Origin of the sequence: Corynebacterium lipophilum (genome assembly GCF_024102595.1) — a bacterium.
GTDB classification, from domain to species: domain Bacteria; phylum Actinomycetota; class Actinomycetes; order Mycobacteriales; family Mycobacteriaceae; genus Corynebacterium; species Corynebacterium pseudogenitalium.
Window position 1 is genome coordinate 57,280 of record NZ_JAEUWV010000009.1, and the last position, 20,339, is coordinate 77,618.

Below are 20,339 nucleotides of genomic sequence, written 5' to 3' on the forward strand. Positions count from 1 at the left end.
AGTTACTTGGTTGCTCCGTCGAAGAGGCCGTCGTCAATCGCCTTCGAGATGTTCTGCACAACTTCGTAGGAACGAGCGGAAGCCGAGGTAGCGACGCCAGGAACCACAATGTACATGTTGTTCTTGACTGCCTTCATCTCCTTGGTGCCAGGGGTGGCTTCGAGGTCAGCGACCTTCTCCTCCCACTTATCGCCAGGCTCGCCGCGGCCAGGCAGGTCCGCCAGGATGATCACGTCCGGGTCAGCCTCAGCGACGGCCTCCCACGACACCTGTGGCCACTCCTCATTCAGGTTGGCGAATACGTTCGTCATGCCGGTGCGCTCGCCCATGGTGGTCACGATCGACGGGCCGCCGGCGACGTACGGGGAACCGCCAACAGAGGAGTAGAGCAGCATGAACGTGGTGCCCTCAGGCGCCTGCTTCGCGTTCTCCAGCTCGGAGTTCTGCTTCTCGATGAGCTTCTTCGCCTCTTCTTCGCGGCCGAAGAGCTTGCCCAGGTCCTCGAGGTCCTTCGCGATCAGCTGGAAGGAATCCTTGCCCTTGTTGTCGCCGTAGGACGGGCACTCACTGTTCGGGTTGAAGGTAGCGACGCCCAGGCGAGCCCACTCCTCGCGGGTACCTGCGGCGTCAGCGCGCCAGTTCAGCTCGAACGGGGAGAAGATGAAGTCCGTGTCAGCGTCACGCAGCTGCTCCGAGTTCGGCACCGACGGACTGACTTCCTTCAGACCGTCGAGGGAGAAGCCAGCTGGTGGCAGGTCCTTCTGGTGGCCGTAGCCTGCAATCTGGTCCTTGGCGCCGAGCAGCAGCAGCGTGTCCGTTGCACCTTGCTCGAGCGTGGTCGCACGCTGGACCGGTCCCTGAACGGTGACCTCGGTGCCACAGTTATCGATGGTGATGGCGGAGTCGGACTGTGCCTGTGGGGTTTGCTCATCCGCGGAGCTGCAGCCGGTCAGAGCCAGCCCTGCGACGAGAACAGAACCAAGAGCTGCAGAGATTGCGCGCATGGAACTTCCTTTCAAATAATCAATGATCTGACAGAATGAGACTAGCGCGAAACCTTAGGAAAAGCTAGAAAAATATTTATGAGCGACGAAGACGCATCACACGATGCGGAACTCCAGTGTCAAGGAACTCCTCGCCCTCGGCGACAAGGCCGAACTGCTCGTAGTAGGGGACCAGGCCAGACTGTGCCTCGACGATCAGGTCGCCCGGCCAGCGCTCGGTGAGCTGGATGCCCGTTCGCGCGATCTGCGCGCCCAGGCCTGTGCCGCGAGCGGCCGGGGCGACGACGAAACGGCCAAACTGGGAACCCGTTGCGGTGGGAAAGACGCGGGCGCAGCCCTCCAACACCGCACCGTTCCACGCGAGCAGGTGCAGCGTGTCAGGGTGCGCGTCCTGCTCGTCGAGTTCCCGATAAGGGCAGTGCTGCTCGGCGACGAAGACGTCGACGCGGAGCTTGAATAGTTCGAACGCCTCGAGCGAGGTGAGCTCCGAAAGCGGTGCTACTTGGATTCGGTGCGTGCTCATTGCGGGAGGGCCTTTCCGCTCGCAGGATCTGAGTATGGTTCGATGCGGCGCGTCGGGCCGTACGAGAGGCGGCGGTGCAGCGACTCGAACGGGCCCTGCTTGCCCATGCGCTCAAGCAGGGCGGCGAGCGCCACTGACAGCAGCCACACCGCGGTCCCGAGCAATATCGGACGGAGCTCCCCGAGGCCCGGCAGCCACGAGTAGCCGATCAGCACTGCGGTCGGAAGCAACACGAACGTCTGCAGAAGGTAGCCGGACATGGAGCGCTTGCCCAGGGCGATCAACGGCATCGTCCAGCGCGGTGGCTGCTGGTTCCAGTGCTGCGTTGCCAGCGCGAACGCAGCCAAGATGCCCGGTCCGGTGAGCATCCCGAAGCTCTGGTTCAAAATTGACCAAAATGCCGCTGTCGACGCAGGCAGGATACCCAGCTGTGCAAGCCCAAGTGGGATGCCGATCGCAACAATGACAGCGACGGCCACCGCTACCCAAATCCACAGCGTCCGCGCGTGCTCATTCACGTCAGTGAGCACGCCGTCACGCGCCCACGCAAAACCAATCAGGGAAAGCGCGCCCAGCTGGATCACAACGAGGGGCTGCGAGAAAAACATGTAGATCGCGAACTCTTGGTTCCCAGCAAAGTACGTGGCAAAGGAGCTAGCATCCGGTGCCGGCGTAGCAAGGTCTAGGGGTGTTCCATAGAAAAACACCGCAACCAGCGCGTACACAATGCACGACAGCCCCAGAATGATGCCAGCAATGACGTAGAGCACCCCCGAGCGCACCCGCAGGAACAGCGCCATCAGCACACCAATAAGCCCGTAGGTCAACATGATGTCGCCGCTAAACAGCAGCCACATGTGTGCCAGGCCAAAGAGCGCGAGCATCCCGTAGCGCTTCGCCAGCACGCGCCGGGCAGCACCTGCCGGATACCCTTTGCGGGCCAAACTCGCCGCGACCAGACCGAAGCCGAAGCCGAGGAGCGTTGAGAACATCGGCAGGCCACGGACGTGCACGAACATCGCCGCGAAGACCGTCGCGGCTTGGTCAGCCACCGTGCCTGGGTGCTCGCCTGTCACGGTAGTACTTAAAGGAGTGAGCCAGTACGAAATCGCGTTGGCTACGGCGATGCCGAGCAGCGCCAAACCCCGCGCGATATCCGGGACGACGAGCCGTGTACGTTGCTGTTGCTCTACGGTACGCATGCAACGAAAGCGTACGGCAGGCCTACCCTCGCATCAACCACGGAGACGTAGAGACCAAGATGGCCTGGATACTGCGGTCAAGCACCGGCTGCAGGTCAGGGGCGAAGTACGGCGAGTGGTTCGAAGGGACGCCGTCGATATCTTTGACACTGCCCAAGAACCAGTAGAAGTACGGGGCGCCGAACGCGTTGCCAATCGTGGGGAAGTCCTCGGAGCCGGAAAGCCTGCCGAAGTCGCCCACCTCGTCGAAGTTCTTCCGGAACGCGGTCATGACAGTGTCGGCCGTCGCCTCGTCGTTGTGGAACTCCGGTGCACCACCGATGCGCTCGAACGCGGGCGGCTTTGGCGTGCCAGCGGCCTCGCACTCTGCACGAACGATCCGCTTGATGGAGGCATTGAGCTTCTCCGAAAGCTCGGAGGTAAACGCGCGCGTGGAAACGGAAATCTCGGCCGTCGCGGCAATTGTGTTCGCCGAGTTACCCGCGTGGACCGCGCCAACCGTGACTACGGCCATGTCCTGCGGGTCCACTTCGCGTGCAACGATCGTTTGCAGCCGAGTGATAATGCTTGCCGCGATCACCACCGGGTCGATGCCGTTGTGTGGTTGCGAGCCGTGGGCACCCTGCCCGTAAATGGTGACCTTCGTCTGTTCGGCCGCAGCAAACACTGGCCCTGGTAGTGCGCCGAGGCCGTAGTTCGGCAGCATCGGTCCCACGTGCTGGCCAAGCACTACCTCGGGGGTAGGTACCTTCGTGGCTAGCCCCGCGTCGGCCATGTCCTGGGCGCCAGCGCCGGTCTCCTCACCAGGCTGGAAGATGGCAAGGAAGGTGCCGCTCCACGCGTCGGTATTTTCCTGCAGCAAGCGAACCGCACCCAACAGTGCGGTCGTGTGCATGTCGTGGCCGCAGGCGTGCATGATGCCCAGCTCCGGGGAAGCCGAGTACTCAAGCCCCGTTTCTTCCTTGATTGGGAGGGCGTCGAAGTCGGCGCGGAAACCGACAGTTGGGCCGTCGCCGTTTCGCACGACGCCCACGAGCCCCGTTGTGCCGACGGGCACCACCTCGACGCCGAGCGCCTCCAGCTCCTCCTGAATGCGAGCGGAGGTAGCAAACTCCTGCATGGATAGTTCGGGGTTCTGGTGGAACCACTTGTACAAATTCTCTAGCTCACCGCGGTGAGCTTCCAGGCTTTGTAGGAACGGCGTGAACTTTTCTTCTAGGCGCATGGCTTGAGCATAGTTCCGCACCCACACCTTTTGTGCTGGCTGCCGTGCCGATGGGGCAAATTAGGGCAAAAGGTGGCATTGTGTACTCAAGAAACGTCTGTGGTTGGAGTGGAAGGGTGCCTATGTTGCTTCGCCGAGTGTGTGCGCTCGTTGCTGGGGTTGGAATCGCGGTCGCAGGGGTGGGGTTCGCGCCACCGGCAACAGCGCAGGTGCGCTCGGAGTACGAGGGCAACGTCGACCCAAACTATGTCTGGCGTAGCGACGCCGCTTCGAAGCTACTCGCCGGAAAACCTTGGACCGACTACGTGCTGCACCGCGTGCCCGGTTCCTTCCACGACGCCCCGCGGATTCCGGAGGCCTCGAACCAAGCGCTCACTCGGGGAAATTCCCTCTACGGGCCCAGCACCCCGATTTACGTGAAGCGCACCAATGGCACCGAATCAATGTGCACCGTCGCCGTGGCGGGCCACGACGATAAAGGGCACAAGTACGCGCTGACCGCCGGGCACTGCGGCGAAGTTGGCGACGCCGTCACCTCCGCCGACTCCTGGCAAGTCGGGCCTTCCGGCACCATCGTGGAGGTCAACCGAGACCTCGACTACGCACTGATCGAGCTGGGATCGAACGCAGAGGTGACCCGCTCCTACAACGGCGTCCACATTAACCATCTCGGTAGCAAGCCGATCAAACCCGGCAACGTGGTGTGTAAGCAGGGCGTGGCCTCCGGCCGAACGTGCGGCGTGACGCTGCACGACTGGGAGTCCATGAACATCTCCCACACCTGCGCCATGCAGGGCGATTCGGGCGCACCCGTAGTGGTGGGCGACCGCCTCGTCGGCATCCTGAACGGCGGGGTGCTCCCATCGCCGTTCGATGTCTCGTGCCACAGCCCGCTGCAGGGCGTGATTCACGCGCCGACGGGCGCCGTCCGGCTGGACGCGGTGCTGTCAACGCTGGACAACGGCTTCCGCCTGCCCTAAGGCTTTAAGCGCTTGAAGTTCCTTAGACGCCGATTACCTTCCGGGCGGCGTCGTGCAGCAGACCATTCGTGGCGATCGCGTCGCCGCCGTGCGGTCCAGGCTCACCGTTGAGTGAGCTAAACGTGCCACCGGCCTCCGTGACCAGGACAGACAGGGCTGCAAGGTCCCACACAGATACCTCCGGTTCTGCCGCGATGTCGACGGCGCCCTCGGCCACCAGGCAGTAGCCGAAGAAATCCCCGTAGCCGCGCAGGCGCCAGGTGCGCTCAGTGAGTGCGATGAAGTTCTCCTGCAGGCCACGTGCCTTCCAGCCCTCAAGCGAAGACATCGCCAGGGAGGCATCCGCAAGCTCGCTCACGTGGGAGACCTCGAGGCGCTTCAGGCTGCCCTTGTTAAACGTCCGCCACGCGCCCGAGCCTTGGGCCGCGTACCAGCGGCGCGCAAGCGCTGGGGCAGAGACGACGCCTAAGACTGGTTGGCCGTCGACAAGCAGTGAAATCAACGTCGCCCACACGGGTACACCGCGAACGAAGTTCTTCGTGCCGTCGATCGGGTCGATGACCCACTGGCGGCCCTCGAAGGTGGTCTCGCCGCCGAACTCCTCACCGACGATGGAGTCGCCTGGGCGGGCCTCGGCGAGGCGGGCACGCAGCACCTCCTCAACAGCGACATCGGCGTCGGAAACCGGAGTCATATCCGGCTTCGATTTCACCGTTAGATCGGACGCTTCGAAGCGGTCGAGCGTGATTGCGTCGGCAGCATCCGCAAGCTCTAGTGCAAGTGCGAGGTCATCGTCATAAAGATTCGTCATGCTCAGTAAGCCTAGCTTCAATGTCCGATACAATTTGTGGATTTCCGGCAACACACCAGGTCACCCCGCCCGCAGGCACCTTCTTTGCCACGCCTCCAACGGCCTCAATGAGCGCCTTGCCCGGCAGCCAATCCCAGTCGGCGACGGAGTGCTGCAGCCAGCCGCCCAGCTGGCCACTGGCGATATTAGAAAGGTCGACGGAGCCCGCGCCCCACATACGGATCGTCGCCGCATCGCGCACCGCGCGCAGCCACGCGTTCCGGATGGCGTCATCCCGCATGAACGTCGGGTGCAAGTACGTCACTAGTCCCTGCGAGGGCAACGACGCCGGTGCAAGGTCGGGCAGGGGCTCGCCGTTGCGCGTCGCAACTCCGTCGTGGGCAAGCCACGTGGTTTTCATCGCCGGGCGGTGCACCGCGCCAATCAGGATGCGCGCCGGGTCCGAGGGGTCGCCCTCTACCAGCGCGAGCGCCGAGCAGAAGTAGTCCGATCCCTGCGTGAAGTTAAACGTGCCATCAACCGGGTCAATCACCCACGTCCGTGAGGAATCGCCATGTTTGGAAGCGCCCTCTTCGCCGAGGACGCCGTCGTGTGGGCGCAGCTCGGCGAGCGTTTCTGCGACGAATCGTTCCGCGGCACGGTCCGCCTCCGTCACCACGTCGGAAATTGAGGTCTTGTAATCCGTTGAAAGGCCTTCCTCCCGCATCCGCAGCGCAAGCGAGCCAGCATGCTCAACCAGCGCGGCGGCCAGTGTTGCGTCATCAGAGTCGCGATGTTGCTCAATGAAAGAAGTCATGTACCCATTATGGGGCTGTGCGCGCGATTTGTGGAGCGTCGTCTAGACTTCGACGGTATGCAACCGGAGACGCTCGCTCGAATCAAACGTATTGACGCCACGTTGACCACCATCGAAAAAGTCATGGACCTCGACGAAATGGCCCTGCGCATCAAAGAACTCGAGCAGCAGGCCGGCGACCCGAGCCTCTGGGACGACCCCGCCCACGCGCAGCAGGTCACCTCGGAGCTTTCCAGCGTCCAGGCACGCCTGAAGAAAGTCACGAGCTTGCGCTCGCGTATCGACGACCTCCCCGTCATGTACGAACTCGCCGAAGAGGAAGGCGATCCTTCGCTCGCCGACGATGAGCTCGACGCCGTCGAAGCGGACGTCGATTCGCTAGAAGTGCAGACGATGCTGTCCGGCGAGTACGACGAGCGCGAAGCCGTGGTCAACATCCGTTCTGGCGCCGGTGGTGTTGATGCTGCCGACTGGGCCGAGATGCTCATGCGTATGTACATCCGCTGGGCGGAAAAGCACGGTCACAACGTGGACGTGTACGACATTTCGTATGCGGAAGAGGCTGGGATTAAGTCGGCGACCTTCGTGGTACACGGGGAATATATGTACGGCCAGCTCTCCGTCGAGCAGGGCGCGCACCGGCTGGTGCGTATTTCGCCGTTCGACAACCAGGCGCGACGCCAGACCTCCTTTGCCGAGGTGGAGGTGCTACCGGTGGTGGAGCACACCGACCACATCGACATCCCGGATTCCGATATCCGTGTGGACGTCTACCGCTCCTCCGGCCCCGGCGGGCAGTCGGTAAACACCACGGACTCGGCGGTGCGCATCACGCACATCCCGACCGGCATCGTAGTGACCTGCCAGAACGAGAAGTCTCAGATCCAGAACAAGGCATCCGCGCTCAACGTGCTGCAGTCCAAGCTCCTGGAGAAGAAACGCATGGAAGAAAAGGCTGAGATGGACGCCCTCGGTGCCGGTGGCAACGCCAGCTGGGGCAACCAGATGCGCTCCTATGTCCTGCACCCGTACCAGATGGTGAAGGACCTGCGCACGAACTACGAGGTAGGCGACCCGCAGAAGGTGCTCGACGGCGACATCGACGGTTTCTTGGAGGCCGGTATCCGCTGGCGCATGGGCCAACTCCAGTCACAGGAGTAACAGAAGAAGTAGTAGTGTGTAGCGGGTGATCACTTTTTCCAACGTGACGAAGGTCTACCCGACGTCCACACGCCCAGCACTCGACGATGTCTCATTCGAAATTGCCGACGGCGACTTCGTCTTTCTCATCGGCCCGTCCGGGTCCGGCAAGTCGACGTTGCTTCAGCTGATGATCCGTGAGGAAAACCTGACCTCGGGGGATATCTACTTCGACGACTTCCACGTCAACGCATTAAAGGGCAGCAACGTAAACCTGCTGCGTCAGTCCATCGGCTACGTCTTCCAGGACTTCAGGCTGCTGCCCAAGCTAAACGTCTACGACAACGTAGCGTTCGCGCTCGAGGTGATTGGTAAGAAGAAGCAGCGCATCGCAAAACTCGTGCCAGAAGCACTCGAGCTGGTCGGCCTGGATGCGAAGGCGAACCGCATGCCACACGAACTGTCAGGCGGTGAGCAGCAACGCGTCGCAATCGCGCGAGCGTTCGTCGATAAGCCCCCACTCGTCCTTGCCGACGAGCCCACGGGCAACCTCGACCCGGGAACCTCCGACGAGATCATGGCGCTGCTCGCGCGCATCAACCGCCTTGGCACCACCGTTGTGATGTCCACCCACAACGCGCGCGCCGTCAACGATATGCGCCAGCGCGTCATGGAACTGCACCTGGGCAAACTTGTTCGCGACGACGCCAACGGCGTCTACGGAACCGTGAGGGGATAAGCATGAACTGGAACTTCATTTTCCGCGAAGGCCTCCGCGGCCTCGGGCGCAACTTCACCATGACCATCGCGCTCATCATCACCACGGCGCTTTCGCTCGTGTTGGTTGGTGCCGGCATCCTCATTTCACAGGCGACGAGCGCGACGAAGGACCTCTACCTCGACCGCGTCGAAGTCATGGTGGAGCTCGACGAGACCATCTCCGCTGAGGACAACGACTGCTCCTCCGAGGCCTGCCGCGAGGTGCGCGACACCCTGCAAGCCGACGACCGCGTCGAACAGGTGACCTTCCGTTCCCGCGAGCAGTCCTACGAACGCTTCGTGGAGCTCTTCCAGGAGTCCGAGCCGGACCTTGTGCGCGAAACCTCCCCGGACGCGCTGCCCGCCGCGCTGCACGTGCGCCTCAAGGACCCGTCCGACATCGCACCTATCGACGCCATCCGTGACATGCCGCAAGTTGCCATGGTCAGCGACCAGGCCGACACCGTACGCGAGGCCGCCGGCACCATGGACACCTTCCGCAACGTGACGTTCGTCGTCGCCGCGGCGCAGGCACTGGCGTCGCTGTTCCTGATCGTGAACATGGTCCAGCTCGCCGCGTACAACCGACGCGAGCAGATCGCGATTATGCGCATGGTTGGTGCATCCCGCTGGTTCACCCAGGCCCCGTTCGTGCTGGAAGCGGTGCTCTCCGTGCTGATCGGCGCGGTGCTCGCCACCGTGCTCGCGTGGGTAGGGAAGCGCTCACTGGTGGACCCGATGCTCGGCGACCTCTACGCGTCCCAACTCGTCGCCCGCGTTCCGGACTCCGCCGTCCTGACAGTGATGCCGCTTGTCGGACTTGGGGCCGTCGTCATCGGTGCCCTCGCAGCTCAGGTGGCACTGCGCAGCTACGTGCGGAAGTAGTAGGGTGGAACGCCTATGGGCAAGAAGAAGAAACAAAAGCTGAGCAACACCGGGGTCCTTGCGACGAACCGGAAAGCGCGCCACGACTACAACATCCTGGACACCTGGGAGGCGGGCATCGTGCTCGTCGGCACCGAGATCAAGTCGTTGCGCGAAGGCAAAGTGTCCCTCGTTGAGGCGTTCGCCACCATCGATAACGGTGAGGTCTGGCTGCGCAACATGCACATCCCGGAGTACTCGAAAGGGCACTGGACGAACCACCCCCCACGCCGGACTCGCAAGCTGCTCATGCACCGCCGCGAAATCGACTCCCTGCAGGGCAAACTTCGCGACGGCAACCGCACCCTCATCCCGCTCTCGCTCTACCTCAAAGACGGTCGCGCGAAAGTCGAGCTCGGCCTGGGTCAAGGCAAGCAGGACTACGACAAGCGACAAGCCATCAAACGTCGCACCGAGGACCGCGAAATCGCCCGCGACCTCGGCCGGAAGTTCAAAGGCATCAAAGCCTAAGGAGGAACCTTCATGAAGCAAGCACTGGTCACAGGCGCCTCCCGCGGTATCGGTCGCGCGATCGCAGAGGAACTCGGCCGCGACCACCACGTCTACGTCGGCGCCTCCCGCGACGCCTCCGAGGTCGTCAGCACACTGCCCAGCGCGTCCCCCTTCGAAGTCGACCTGACCGACAGCGCCGCGGTGGCGGAGGCTGCATCAACCATTGAAGAGCTCGACGTGCTCGTGCTCGCCGCAGGCGTAATGACGCCTGCCCGCCTCACCGACCTCTCCGAAGCCGACCTGCGCCGCACCATGGAAGTCAACGTGATCGCGCCGATGCTGCTCACGAAGGCGCTCTTGCCCGCGCTGCGACGCAGCAACGGCCTCATCCTGACCATCAATTCCGGTGCAGGCTTCTTTGGTATCGACGGCAACTCCGCCTACTGCGCCTCCAAATTCGGCCTGCGCGGCTTCACCGATTCCCTTCGCCTGGAAGAAGCCGGTGCCGTGCGCGTGACCTCCCTGCACCCAGGACGCACTGACACCGACATGCTCCACGGCGACATGAACGGCCCAAAGATGCCGCCACAGTCCGTGGCGAAGGCCGCACGCCTCGCCGTCGATGCCGGCCCCGATGCCGTGGTCGAATTCCTGCGCATCACCCCAACCCCTTAAAGGCCCTTGCGTGATGCCGCGTGTGTCGGCTAGGGTGGTGCTTCTACGGTTCCCGTAGTACGAGGGGTCGATTCTGGTTTCGACTTCATCGACTAAGCCAGGGGAAGCGTGCCGGTGCAGGCTAGAGACCACCGTAAGCGTCGTAGCAACCAATAAACGCAGAGAAGAACTCTCAGCGTGACTACGCCCTCGCTGCCTAATTAGAAAGGTTCAGCGACCTGCGTGTCCGTCAGGCCGGGGATGCCCCCGACCCGGTACCTGGCGTCGACTTAGGGGGCTTGCCTTCCGGCCCTGTCAGTGGGGCCTCGGAAGGGACATTTTTCACTGACTGGGCCCGTCATCCGGACATGTTTGCCTGATCCGGAGGGCCGAGCAGAGGCAGTGCGCGAACTGCGCACGGAGAAGCCCTGGCGCGGTGGTGAAGGACCCGGGTTCAATTCCCGGCGGCTCCACTGAACACAAACCCCCAGACCCTCACGGGCCTGGGGGGGGGTTGTTCTTATTTGTGGCCAGAATGGGGGCGGCTTGACGGCTTGACCGAGAAATCGGTGTCGCGGTTGTCGACATGCCAAAGGCGGATAACTGGTCAGTCTCTTGCATGAAATTTTTGGCTGCCTTTCGCAAGCAAGCTATTGCCTTCTTCGTTTAGCAGCGCGTTTTCCTGGTAAAGCTGGCGCATTTTTCTACATTGGGCAGTGAGTTGCATGGGGTACGACCAGCATGTGCAAACGTTGGAATTTTGGTTTTTGTGCCAGTGCAGTACCCGTCGGCACACGTGTGAAGTGTGGTGCGGTTGATGTCTCAGGTCTCGACTGCGACTTTGAGTGAAACGCGTGGATCGTTGTTGTACATCGCGTTCTCGTCGCGCTTGAACAGATCTTGCCGGATATAAAAGTGGATCGTTTTTCCCGACCGAACACGGCCGGGATCAGAGGTGTTTACCAACTAGGGCGTCAGAGCCCAACGCCATCAGACGCTTTCTGTTACACAGCTCGTAACTGTGCCGCATAACGTAGAAAAGACAACCGGTACGGTCGTCTTCTCGATTTGAGTGAATCCTTTCTTTCACCCATGCTGTTTTGAACAGTACTAAAGGGCTTTGAGCGCTCTTCCATAACAAAAGCTAACGGTCCCAGCAAAGGCGCCTGCAGCTCCAATCATACAAGGAGGCACACCTGCACCTGCTGTAGGAGGTGCAAGAAGCCCACATGCGATTGAGATGGCAGTAACAACAGCCATAGGGACACCGGCATGATTTAGACAGCTGTCAAACGCATTCCAGGCATCGCGTACCCCACGCGTTTGGTAGTTAGCCTCCGATTCTCGGATCACATTGTCATACTCTGGTTTTCCGTTCACCCAAACTTGTAGGCGTGCATCGTTTGAGTTGAGTTGCTCAATGTGAACTTCAGCTACTCGCTTGATGGTGTTGTTTAAAGTGTGGATCAGGATGTAATCAGTATCGGTGTATTCTCCAGAGAGTGGAACCCTATAGACGGCTTCGTTATTTTTTCCTACCGTTAATGTCTTGTTAACGTTAACCTTGCCTATGTCGGCAATGTGCGGGATAGTTCCATCTACCAGACCTTTTTGGATTATTTCCTTTTCGCCTGCTGTAGCTTTACGCCCGGAGTCTTCCGGATAATTCTCCGCTGTTGAATGAGAGGTGCACTTGTCACTTTCTTGCGATGAAAGGTTCTCTTGAGCATTGGCCATTGGATGGCTTAACGATATGACGCAAGCAATGGTCAAGAGGGACGACGATAACCGTTTCATTTTGGGATCAGTCCTTTCCTTTTTCTTGATATTTTTTGATGAAATAGAGAGTTGGTAACCAGAAAATCGTTGAGATAATGAAGGTGCCAACGATTGCCAACACCGTTACGCTAGTTGGATTTGGGCCCTGGAAAAACCCAGATAGGAGGAGTCCTAGAAAGCTTAGTGATACTATGGCAAAAAAAGATCCCCAGAACTCTTTCCCACTCATGAGTGCTCCTCTCCTTGATTTTGGTTTCCAGTTAGAATATACGATTTTAAATTGTTCACTGTGTAAGGTTCGCGAAAATTATACTAAGGGTCAATCATTTGGCTACCCCCTTGCATCTTGAGGTTACCTTCGATTGGTGGACATAGTCGCGCAGGCAACGCTTGTTCATACCCCGGACGTGCTTATGGTCGGCCGGTTCGTTGTCGTCATGGACTTTCTTGGCGTTCGCCCCTGGGTGTTGAGGTTTTGTGATCGGTGTCGTCTTCTTGGGGGAGTTGCGGAAATTCGACTCTTTGACGCCCGCCCGAGCGCTGTGCATCGAGAGCCTGCACCTGTAGTGAGGACAGTCAATGGATTGGAGGCGTTGATTGAACGGACACCGCGAGTCGATGAGCCTTTGGAAGTCGTGCGTAAGGGGGGATAATGGAAGCTTGTTGGCGGCGCTATTGGAGAAGAGCTCGACCCAAGTGTGGATAAGCTTGGCGAAGGCACGAATTTACAGCGGGGTACTTGCCTACGTCTACGTACGGGCAGGACGAGTTGGTCTATACTGAACTGCGACTTACACTGCCGAAAGGAACCAAGGGCGTGTACTTGGGGTGGGATGAGTCGGCAGCGAAGACCATAAGCCTGTTTGGCCCGTCCGACGAATAAGAATTCCTGCTCGGGCGACAGATTCGGTATAGGGTCAGCAAAAGTAAGCGTCAGGGTGGGCTGAGGACTATTGAAGCGGAGGTGCTTGGTCAGGATGTGTAGCAATGATGGTGAAGACCGCTACCGGGACATGGGCCTCGAGATGATTCCGACGCCATGTTACGACGCGAAAACATTTGAGCCTTGCCGGGGGACGGCGTGGATGTGGCGGGTTGAAAACGGTGTTATAGCGCTCGAGTTAAACAACGACAAAGTGCTTGTCGGCGCTTCAAATGGGTTTGAAGACTACGTGGACTGGGACCGAGGACATGAATTACAATCTGTCATTTTACGTTCTGCCGCCGACGGGTTGAGCATGCCCGAAGCACTCGAGCGCGTCCGCAAGGTATTCGGTCCCCACCGTCGTTGTTGCGCTGAAAGAGATCAACGAGTCTGCTGACGAGCTTGGCCCAACTGCACAAGAGCTCATGAATTTGCGCTGACATTGCGACGTTGCCACCGTCTGAGGGGCCTGAGCGTGATTCACGTCTCGGCCAGCCGTCGGCGAGAGCCGATGACGCGTACAGTGGCGCCCATGACTGAAACGACGACTTCATGCAAGAAGGTTCTGTACATCGGTGGACACGGCAAGGTGGGGTTGTTGGCGGCGCCAAAACTCGTTGCCGCTGGCCACACTGTTCATTCCCTCATCCGCGACCCCGACCAGGCTGCCGATATTGAAGCGCTCGGCGCGACCCCTGTCCTGCGAGATCTGACCGAGATCTCCGTTGTTGCCTGGGCTGAGCTCCTTGCTCAGTACGACGTCGCGGTGTGGGGAGCCGGTAACGGTGGACGTGCTGGCGCCGAAGTGACGTGGGCGGTCGACCGTGACGCTGCCCTGGCTTCCATTGCTGGATTGGAAAAGCTAGCTGCGGAAGGCAAACAGGCACCGGCTTACGTGATGATTTCGTACGTCGGCGCTACTGAGAATACGACTGATCCTTCGGATGAGTCGTGGTATGCGTATGTCGAGTCGAAGAAGGCCGTCGATAACAAGCTGAATTCGACGGACCTCAACTACCTCATCCTTGGCCCGGCGGCGCTGACCGAAGAGCCTGCCCGGGGTATCGCCGTGCTGGATAGGGATACTCAGCACACCAGCACTATGACGACCTCCCGGGAGCTTGTTGCGGACGTCGTTACCGAGGTGGTCGGTCGCGAGGTATTCCCGGCGTCGCCGCTGGAGTTTATTGACGGTGAGGGTAGCGTCAAAGAAATCTAGAGGCCAGAGACTCAAGCGAAAGGTAAAGCGTGATGAGCGAGCGAGTGTTGAACACGGGTGAAGATTTGCTCGAATACGCGGTGAATATTGGTCCCTAGAATATGAAGCTGGTTTCGGGAGACGAAGCGGATATTGAACTTGCGGATTACGTTGGTGCTCCGTGGGATTGCTTCGCCGACGAGTAAAACGCATAGCTAGTTGTAGCCGTCACTGCGAGTGGCGGCTTTTGGCCTGGGGGCGCTCATACTTGGCGACGATCGGTGGAGTCTTTTCTGTTCCCCTCAGTGGCGTTACGCCTTGTCTGTGTACAAGTGGCGGGAGAACGCTGAAAGAGCTACGGCAGCGCCTACGGCAATCGTTCAGGCCCAGCCAGTCGCCAGATATGCAAGGGCAGTAACGAGGATGTAGATGGCTGCGTTGTTGAGTGGTGAGTTCATCAGGAAGCATCCTTTCGCACGAGCGCGACTGTGTCCCAGGTGAGGGCGACAACCGCGACCGCAAGCAGGATCCATACGATGGGACTGCTAGGGGCAACGATGTAGGCGAGAAAGAATGCCAAGACTGCGATTGTGGACATTTGAGGTCCTCCTGTCGTACTGACGCGGTGAGATCCAGTGCTCCGAGTATCCTGTCACAGTTAAGGGGGTAGACATTAAGAATAGCGCATAGTAGTTCTGCCGCCACAGGCCAGGGAGTTTTCCTATTCGAGCAGGTGTTACCAGCCGGGACGTCGTCCTGGTAGGTCAATTTGGTTTTGTGGGCTGCTCACTTCATATCCGAGCTGGCGAAGTACTTCCGCCGCAGTCTCGCAATCCTGCTTCACCACTGCATTGATTTGGTGTTTCAAAAACTCGTGCCGCCCAGCCTCAACGTGCATCTGCCAACCGGACTTACCCATAAAGCCGAGCTCTGTGATGCAAAACTGAATGACGTCTTCAAGGCAAACACGGAAATGATGACCTCCAGTGGGGTAGTGAAGATTCTGTTGTTCAAAACCTGCTTCGCTTTGTTTGTTGCGTTCGAGCAACATAGCTAGTGCTGGGGAGTTGGAGCTGACATGAATGTGTGCGGAAGGACGTTTCTGTGAACCGCGAAGATACTCAAACCGAACAATGGGATGGACTTTTCGCTTCTTTTTCGGGCCGTAGACAAAGCGTACGCCGTAGCTACTGGAGTGAGTGGAAAGGAAGCTGTCAGTACGATCGAGGGTGATTTTGCAGTTTACGTGGAGCTCCGCACCTCCGGTTTCTGGGATCTTGTATGAGAGGGGTGCAAGAAGTTCGAAAGATCCCATGCAGGTATCAGGGTTGCAGAAGCTAAATCCAGTAACCAAGTGGTCAGAGACGGTGGCTGCTATTAAATCTGTGACTTGTTGCTGGAAGGCGGCAAACTTAGCTTCAAACTGGTTACTATCCACTATTCGCCAATTAGAAACTCGAGGGCCTCGTATTCTGAAAGCGTCCGTGCCTCATCGTACGTGAGGTCATTGACAGCGCGAAGGCGTTTGAGATCGTCGATAGTTTGCGGGTGGAGACTTTTTACCAGCCGGTCGCGTAATTCTCGAAGTTGCCGGGTGTTTTTCCTGCCAAGCATTGGAGCTGTCATTGTGGGCACCACCTTTCTGTAGAGTGAATCATGCCAGGAGATGGAGCTGCGGTCAATGGCTGGTTCGATGCGATCTAAGCTGCGTAGATGCAAGACACGGGGGTACGGGAAGGGGGACGTCGATAAACGTTTTCTTCCCCTAAGCCTTGCCTAACTTTTATATGTGTTTTAGGGTGAGCGAGGTAACCCTACCCTTGGATATGAGTAGCGAGGATACTTTTCAACATGATTCGTTTTTCACGTAAGACCATCGTGGCTGTCGCAGCCGCCGCAGCGATGACGCTGACCGCCTGCTCTGAAGCAGAGTCGAACAACGCGTCCACTTCGGAGACCCAGGCTAGCGCCTCCGCCACGACGGCCGCCGCGGAAAACGGCACCGTGACCGTGACCGACAACTATGGCGAAAAGACTGTGCCGACTCCGCCGAAGCGCGTTGTCGCGCTCGACAACCGTACCTTCGAGCTTCTGGACTCCTGGGGCGTAAAGCCAGTTGCGGCGCCAAAGAAGTTGGTTTCGAAGGATGTTCCGGGCCTGCGAGACAATGACGATATTGCGGACATCGGCAATCACAAAGAACCGAACCTGGAGATCATCGTCGCGTCTGATCCGGACGTCATCATCTCGGGCCAGCGCTTTGAAAAGTACGACGACGAGATCCAGAAGCTTGTTCCGAACGCAGTGCTCGTTGACTTTGAGCCACGCGACGACGAGCCGTTCGACCGTGAGCTAATCCGCCAGACCCTCGAGCTCGGCGAAATCTTCGGTAAGCAGGCCGAAGCGGAGAAAACCGTCGAAGACTTCACCAAGGCAGTACAGCGTGTTCGCGACGCATACGACCCAGCGCAGACCGTGATGGCTGTCAACGTCTCTGGCGGTGAAATCGGATATGTTGCCCCGGGCATCGGCCGCACCTTTGGCCCCCTCTTTGACCTCGTCGGCTTCACTCCGGCGCTGAAGATAGAAAACGCCTCGAGCGACCACAAGGGTGACGACATTTCCGTGGAGGCGATCGCCGACTCCAACCCAGATTGGATCTTCGCCCTCGACCGCGACGCGGCGATCAAGAAGGAAGGGGAGTCTCCGGCTGCGCTGAGCGTGCTGAGCGACTCCGCCGCACTGCAGAATGTCACCGCGATCAAGGAGAATCACGTCTATGTGGCTCCGCAGGACACCTACATCAACGAGTCCATCCTGACCTACACAGAAATCCTGAACGAGATCGCTGACAAGCTGGAGGCCGCCAAGTAATGGCGCAACCGGGTACGCGCACCCACCCCAAACTTCTCAACTGGAAGCTTGGGGTGGGTCTCGTCATTGTGATCGTGCTGCTGGCCTTGTCCTTATTGGTTGGCCAGTACGACGTTTTTCGATCAAGCGACGGCTGGGACATGTTCAAAACCACCCGCGTTCCGCGTACTATCGCGTTGGTGCTTGCCGGGGCTGCGATGGCGATGAGCGGCCTCATCATGCAGATGCTCACCCAGAACCGCTTCGTCGAGCCCACCACGACGGGTACCACCGAGTGGGCTGGCCTGGGCCTGCTGGCATCGTACGTATTCTTGCCCGACGGCACGATCCTGCAGCGCATGATCATTTCCGTCACCTTCGCATTCATCGGGACGATGGTCTTCTTTGCGTTCCTTCGGAGGGTGACGCTGCGCTCGAGCCTGATCGTCCCGATCGTCGGCATCATGCTCGGCGCCGTTGTCAGCGCATTCTCCACGTTTTGGGCGCTGCAAACTGACCTGCTTCAGTCGCTCGGGATTTGGTTCGCTGGCTCGTTTACCTCAGTGATTTCCGGGCAGTACGAGGTACTCTGGATCGTCGTCGCGGTCGTGATTGCCGTGTTCTTCTACGCCGACCGCCTTACGGCCGCCGGCCTGGGGGAGGACGTCGCCACGAACATTGGCCTTAACTACGGCCGCATCATCTTGGTCGGAACGAGCCTCGTTGCGGTCGCAGCGGGCGTCGTGACGGTGGTCGTCGGCAATCTTCCTTTTCTTGGGCTCATTGTTCCCAACATTGTTTCCATGATGCGTGGCGACGACCTCCGCTCCAACCTTCCGTGGGTCTGCCTCCTTGGCGTCGGCATCGTCACCGTGTGCGACTTGCTGGCCCGCACGATCATCGCCCCGTTCGAGATCCCGGTGTCCGTCATCTTGGGCATCATCGGAGCGGTGGTTTTCGTCTTCTTGATCGTGAGGCAGAGTCGCCGTGCCTAAACAACCTATCGACGCCCGCTTCGTCGGCGCCTTCCAATCCAGCAGGAGCAAAACCCGCTACTGGGTAATTCTTGCGTGCCTTATCATCGCCGCGGTCTGCTTTACCGCGGGTTTGCTGGCCTACGGCAACCCCATGGACTTCGGCACCACCGGATACTGGCTGATTGCGAAGCGCCGTTTGAACTCGGTTATCGCGATGGCGATTGTGGCGCTGTGCCAGGCGGTGGCGACCGTTTCGTTCCAAACGGTGACGAACAACCGCATCATTACGCCGTCCATCATGGGTTTTGAAGCCCTCTACGTGTCGATTCACACCTCGACCGTGTTCTTCCTCGGTGCCGCTGGCCTGAACAATGGATATACGCTCCAGATGTTCGTGCTGCAGCTAGTGCTCATGGTTGGCCTGAGCCTTGTGCTGTACGCGTGGCTGTTGTCCGGAAAGCACGCAAATATGCACGCGATGCTGCTGGTCGGCATCGTGATCGGTGGCGGACTCGGCAGCGTGTCGACGTTCATGCAGCGCCTCCTCACACCAAGCGAGTTCGACGTCCTCACCGCGCGGCTGTTCGGCTCCGTCAACAACGCGGATCCTGAGTACTATCCGGTCGCTATCCCACTCGCGGTCGGCGCCACAGCACTACTGGTCTTCAATTCACGCCGCCTCAACGTCCTCGCACTCGGCAGAGATGTCACCGTGAACCTCGGCGTGAGCCACCGATTCCACTCGATCTTCACATTGGTGCTGGTTTCCGTCTTGATGGCGGTCTCGACCGCGCTCGTCGGGCCGATGACGTTCCTGGGGTTCCTCGTAGCGACGCTCGCGTACCAATTCTGCGATACCTACGACCACCGTTACATCTTCCCAATGGCAGTACTGCTGGGATTCTGCGTACTCAGTGGCGCCTACTTCATCATGAACCACGTGTTTTATGCGCAGGGCGTCGTGTCAATCATCATTGAGCTCGTCGGTGGCATCACCTTTTTGGCAGTCATCTTGAAGAAGGGACGCTTATGATCACGCTGAAAGAAGTCCGCAAAGACTACGGCGACGACGTCAAAATCGGACCCGTCAATATCGAGATTCCCGCTGGTGGCATCACCGCGCTCGTTGGACCGAACGGTGCGGGCAAGTCGACGCTCCTCACGATGATTGGGCGTCTCTTAGCTATCGACTCCGGCACCGTCGAAATCGGCCGTATGGACGTCACCAGCGCTAAATCAAAAGATCTCGCAAAGATCATCTCGATCTTGCGTCAGGAGAACCACTTTGTGACGCGCCTGACGGTGCGCCAGCTCGTCGGCTTCGGGCGCTTCCCGTACAGCCATGGACGTCTCACTCCCGAGGACGAGCAGATCATCTCGAAGTACATCGACTTCCTTGGTCTCCACGAACTCGAAAACCGTTACCTGGATCAGCTCTCAGGAGGGCAGCGTCAGCGCGCTTACGTTGCGATGGTGCTCTGCCAGGAAACTGACTATGTTCTTCTCGACGAACCACTAAACAATCTCGACATTGCACACTCGGTGGAAATGATGAAGCACCTGTACTCCGCCGCGAGGGACTTCGGGCGGACCATCATCATCGTGCTGCACGACATCAACTTCGCAGCGAAGTACGCCGACTACATCTGCGCCACCAAGGATGGTCAGATCGCCGCGTTTGGGACTCCGCGCGAAATCATGAACGACGAGTTGCTCACGCAAATCTTCAACACGCCCGTGCATGTAATTGAGGGCCCGGATGGGCCACTCGCTACATATCACTAAAATGCTCGTTACGCAGGCGATTTGTGTTGTTTGTTGGTTCGTGGTTAAGTTATCCCTCGTTGCCGACGAGCGGCCTGGTCGCTTGGAGGGAATGATCAAAGTGAATAAAGTTGCTGCTTGTGGGCGGTTTTGAGTCTGGCTGGTTTGGTTGGATTTGACTTTGTGTTTACGGGTGTGTAACTTTGTTTCAGCTGCTTGACGCTGGCTCTGGTTGGGGTTGGTTGTTGGGTGTGCGGTTGTTGTTTGAGAACTCGATAGTGTGCCAATGTACTTTTTATTTTTTGATTGCATTGACTTTTGGTTGCGTGCTGTGTGCCATGTTTGTGGTGTGTGCCGGCGGTGATGCTTGAA

Annotated in this window: 21 protein-coding genes and 1 other RNA gene; 12 read left to right on the forward strand and 10 right to left on the reverse strand. The window is 59.1% G+C overall.

Annotated elements, in window-relative coordinates; all coding sequences use genetic code 11:
- Positions 1–2: 2 nt before the first annotated feature.
- From JMN37_RS07245 to JMN37_RS07260, 4 genes are all read right to left on the reverse strand, one after another.
- Entirely contained in the window at positions 3–1,004 is a 1,002-nt protein-coding gene (locus JMN37_RS07245) for an ABC transporter substrate-binding protein (protein ID WP_252931482.1), read from the reverse strand.
- Positions 1,005–1,080: 76 nt separating this feature from the next.
- Positions 1,081–1,527 carry a GNAT family N-acetyltransferase gene (locus JMN37_RS07250; protein WP_070362884.1) on the reverse strand — a complete coding sequence of 149 codons (447 nt, stop codon included), beginning with the start codon at positions 1,525–1,527 and terminating at the stop codon, positions 1,081–1,083.
- A complete protein-coding gene (locus JMN37_RS07255) occupies positions 1,524–2,729 on the reverse strand; it encodes a DUF418 domain-containing protein (RefSeq protein WP_252931483.1) in 1,206 nt (401 codons plus the stop codon). The genes JMN37_RS07250 and JMN37_RS07255 overlap by 4 nt, the downstream gene beginning before the upstream one ends.
- A gap of 22 nt (positions 2,730–2,751) precedes the next feature.
- The gene (locus JMN37_RS07260; RefSeq protein WP_252931484.1) at positions 2,752–3,954 is read right to left on the reverse strand and encodes an amidohydrolase; all 1,203 of its coding nucleotides are present in this window, start codon (positions 3,952–3,954) and stop codon (positions 2,752–2,754) included.
- A gap of 122 nt (positions 3,955–4,076) precedes the next feature.
- Here JMN37_RS07260 and JMN37_RS07265 point away from each other — a divergent pair, with 122 nt between their 5' ends.
- Positions 4,077–4,934, forward strand: a complete 858-nt coding sequence (locus JMN37_RS07265; RefSeq protein ID WP_252931485.1) for a S1 family peptidase — start codon at positions 4,077–4,079, stop codon at positions 4,932–4,934.
- Positions 4,935–4,956: 22 nt separating this feature from the next.
- Here the strand turns inward: JMN37_RS07265 and hisN are convergent, their stop codons facing one another.
- Positions 4,957–5,745, reverse strand: coding sequence for a histidinol-phosphatase (gene hisN, locus JMN37_RS07270; protein ID WP_252931486.1), 789 nt, complete (start codon positions 5,743–5,745; stop codon positions 4,957–4,959).
- Complete coding sequence (locus JMN37_RS07275) at positions 5,729–6,541, reverse strand: inositol monophosphatase family protein (RefSeq protein ID WP_252931487.1); 813 nt, start codon at positions 6,539–6,541, stop codon at positions 5,729–5,731. The genes hisN and JMN37_RS07275 overlap by 17 nt, the downstream gene beginning before the upstream one ends.
- 57 nt (positions 6,542–6,598) lie before the next feature.
- Between JMN37_RS07275 and prfB the strand changes: the two genes are divergently transcribed.
- From prfB to ssrA, 6 genes are all read left to right on the forward strand, one after another.
- On the forward strand, positions 6,599–7,702 hold the full coding sequence (gene prfB / locus JMN37_RS07280; RefSeq protein WP_252931488.1) for a peptide chain release factor 2: 1,104 nt from the start codon (positions 6,599–6,601) through the stop codon (positions 7,700–7,702).
- A 25-nt stretch (positions 7,703–7,727) separates the two neighbouring features.
- The gene (gene ftsE, locus JMN37_RS07285) at positions 7,728–8,420 is read left to right on the forward strand and encodes a cell division ATP-binding protein FtsE (RefSeq protein WP_071572929.1); all 693 of its coding nucleotides are present in this window, start codon (positions 7,728–7,730) and stop codon (positions 8,418–8,420) included.
- A gap of 2 nt (positions 8,421–8,422) precedes the next feature.
- Positions 8,423–9,325, forward strand: a complete 903-nt coding sequence (gene ftsX, locus JMN37_RS07290; RefSeq protein ID WP_071572930.1) for a permease-like cell division protein FtsX — start codon at positions 8,423–8,425, stop codon at positions 9,323–9,325.
- Positions 9,326–9,340: 15 nt separating this feature from the next.
- Positions 9,341–9,835 (forward strand): SsrA-binding protein SmpB, encoded by a 495-nt coding sequence (smpB, locus tag JMN37_RS07295; protein WP_071572931.1) that lies wholly within the window; start codon positions 9,341–9,343, stop codon positions 9,833–9,835.
- Positions 9,836–9,847: 12 nt separating this feature from the next.
- Positions 9,848–10,492 (forward strand): SDR family oxidoreductase, encoded by a 645-nt coding sequence (locus tag JMN37_RS07300; RefSeq protein ID WP_071572932.1) that lies wholly within the window; start codon positions 9,848–9,850, stop codon positions 10,490–10,492.
- 63 nt (positions 10,493–10,555) lie between these two features.
- Positions 10,556–10,947, forward strand: a transfer-messenger RNA (tmRNA) gene (gene ssrA / locus JMN37_RS07305).
- Positions 10,948–11,581: 634 nt separating this feature from the next.
- Here ssrA and JMN37_RS07310 read toward each other — a convergent pair.
- Positions 11,582–12,358 (reverse strand): hypothetical protein, encoded by a 777-nt coding sequence (locus JMN37_RS07310; protein WP_143110536.1) that lies wholly within the window; start codon positions 12,356–12,358, stop codon positions 11,582–11,584.
- 1,349 nt (positions 12,359–13,707) lie between these two features.
- Here JMN37_RS07310 and JMN37_RS07315 point away from each other — a divergent pair.
- Positions 13,708–14,394: an NAD(P)H-binding protein gene (locus JMN37_RS07315; RefSeq protein WP_071572934.1), complete on the forward strand. Its 687-nt coding sequence runs from the start codon at positions 13,708–13,710 to the stop codon at positions 14,392–14,394.
- 436 nt (positions 14,395–14,830) lie between these two features.
- On the opposite strand, the gene JMN37_RS07320 is transcribed toward JMN37_RS07315, so the two are convergent.
- Both JMN37_RS07320 and JMN37_RS07325 read right to left on the reverse strand, forming a co-directional pair.
- Positions 14,831–14,971: a hypothetical protein gene (locus JMN37_RS07320; RefSeq protein WP_177224258.1), complete on the reverse strand. Its 141-nt coding sequence runs from the start codon at positions 14,969–14,971 to the stop codon at positions 14,831–14,833.
- Positions 14,972–15,109: 138 nt separating this feature from the next.
- Positions 15,110–15,811, reverse strand: a complete 702-nt coding sequence (locus JMN37_RS07325) for a hypothetical protein (RefSeq protein ID WP_143110537.1) — start codon at positions 15,809–15,811, stop codon at positions 15,110–15,112.
- A gap of 413 nt (positions 15,812–16,224) precedes the next feature.
- On the opposite strand from JMN37_RS07325, the gene JMN37_RS07330 reads away from it, so the two are divergent.
- From JMN37_RS07330 to JMN37_RS07345, 4 genes are read left to right on the forward strand one after another with little or no spacing between them, the layout of a single operon-like run.
- On the forward strand, positions 16,225–17,247 hold the full coding sequence (locus JMN37_RS07330) for a siderophore ABC transporter substrate-binding protein (protein ID WP_071572951.1): 1,023 nt from the start codon (positions 16,225–16,227) through the stop codon (positions 17,245–17,247).
- Positions 17,247–18,221, forward strand: a complete 975-nt coding sequence (locus JMN37_RS07335; protein ID WP_070476993.1) for an ABC transporter permease — start codon at positions 17,247–17,249, stop codon at positions 18,219–18,221. Before JMN37_RS07330 ends, JMN37_RS07335 begins: the two co-directional genes overlap by 1 nt.
- A complete protein-coding gene (locus JMN37_RS07340) occupies positions 18,214–19,236 on the forward strand; it encodes an iron chelate uptake ABC transporter family permease subunit (RefSeq protein WP_252931489.1) in 1,023 nt (340 codons plus the stop codon). Before JMN37_RS07335 ends, JMN37_RS07340 begins: the two co-directional genes overlap by 8 nt.
- A complete protein-coding gene (locus tag JMN37_RS07345) occupies positions 19,233–19,988 on the forward strand; it encodes an iron ABC transporter ATP-binding protein (RefSeq protein ID WP_070362871.1) in 756 nt (251 codons plus the stop codon). The genes JMN37_RS07340 and JMN37_RS07345 overlap by 4 nt, the downstream gene beginning before the upstream one ends.
- A 95-nt stretch (positions 19,989–20,083) precedes the next feature.
- Here the strand turns inward: JMN37_RS07345 and JMN37_RS07350 are convergent.
- A partial coding sequence (locus JMN37_RS07350) for a hypothetical protein (protein ID WP_252931490.1) occupies positions 20,084–20,339 on the reverse strand: 256 nt, incomplete at its 5' end.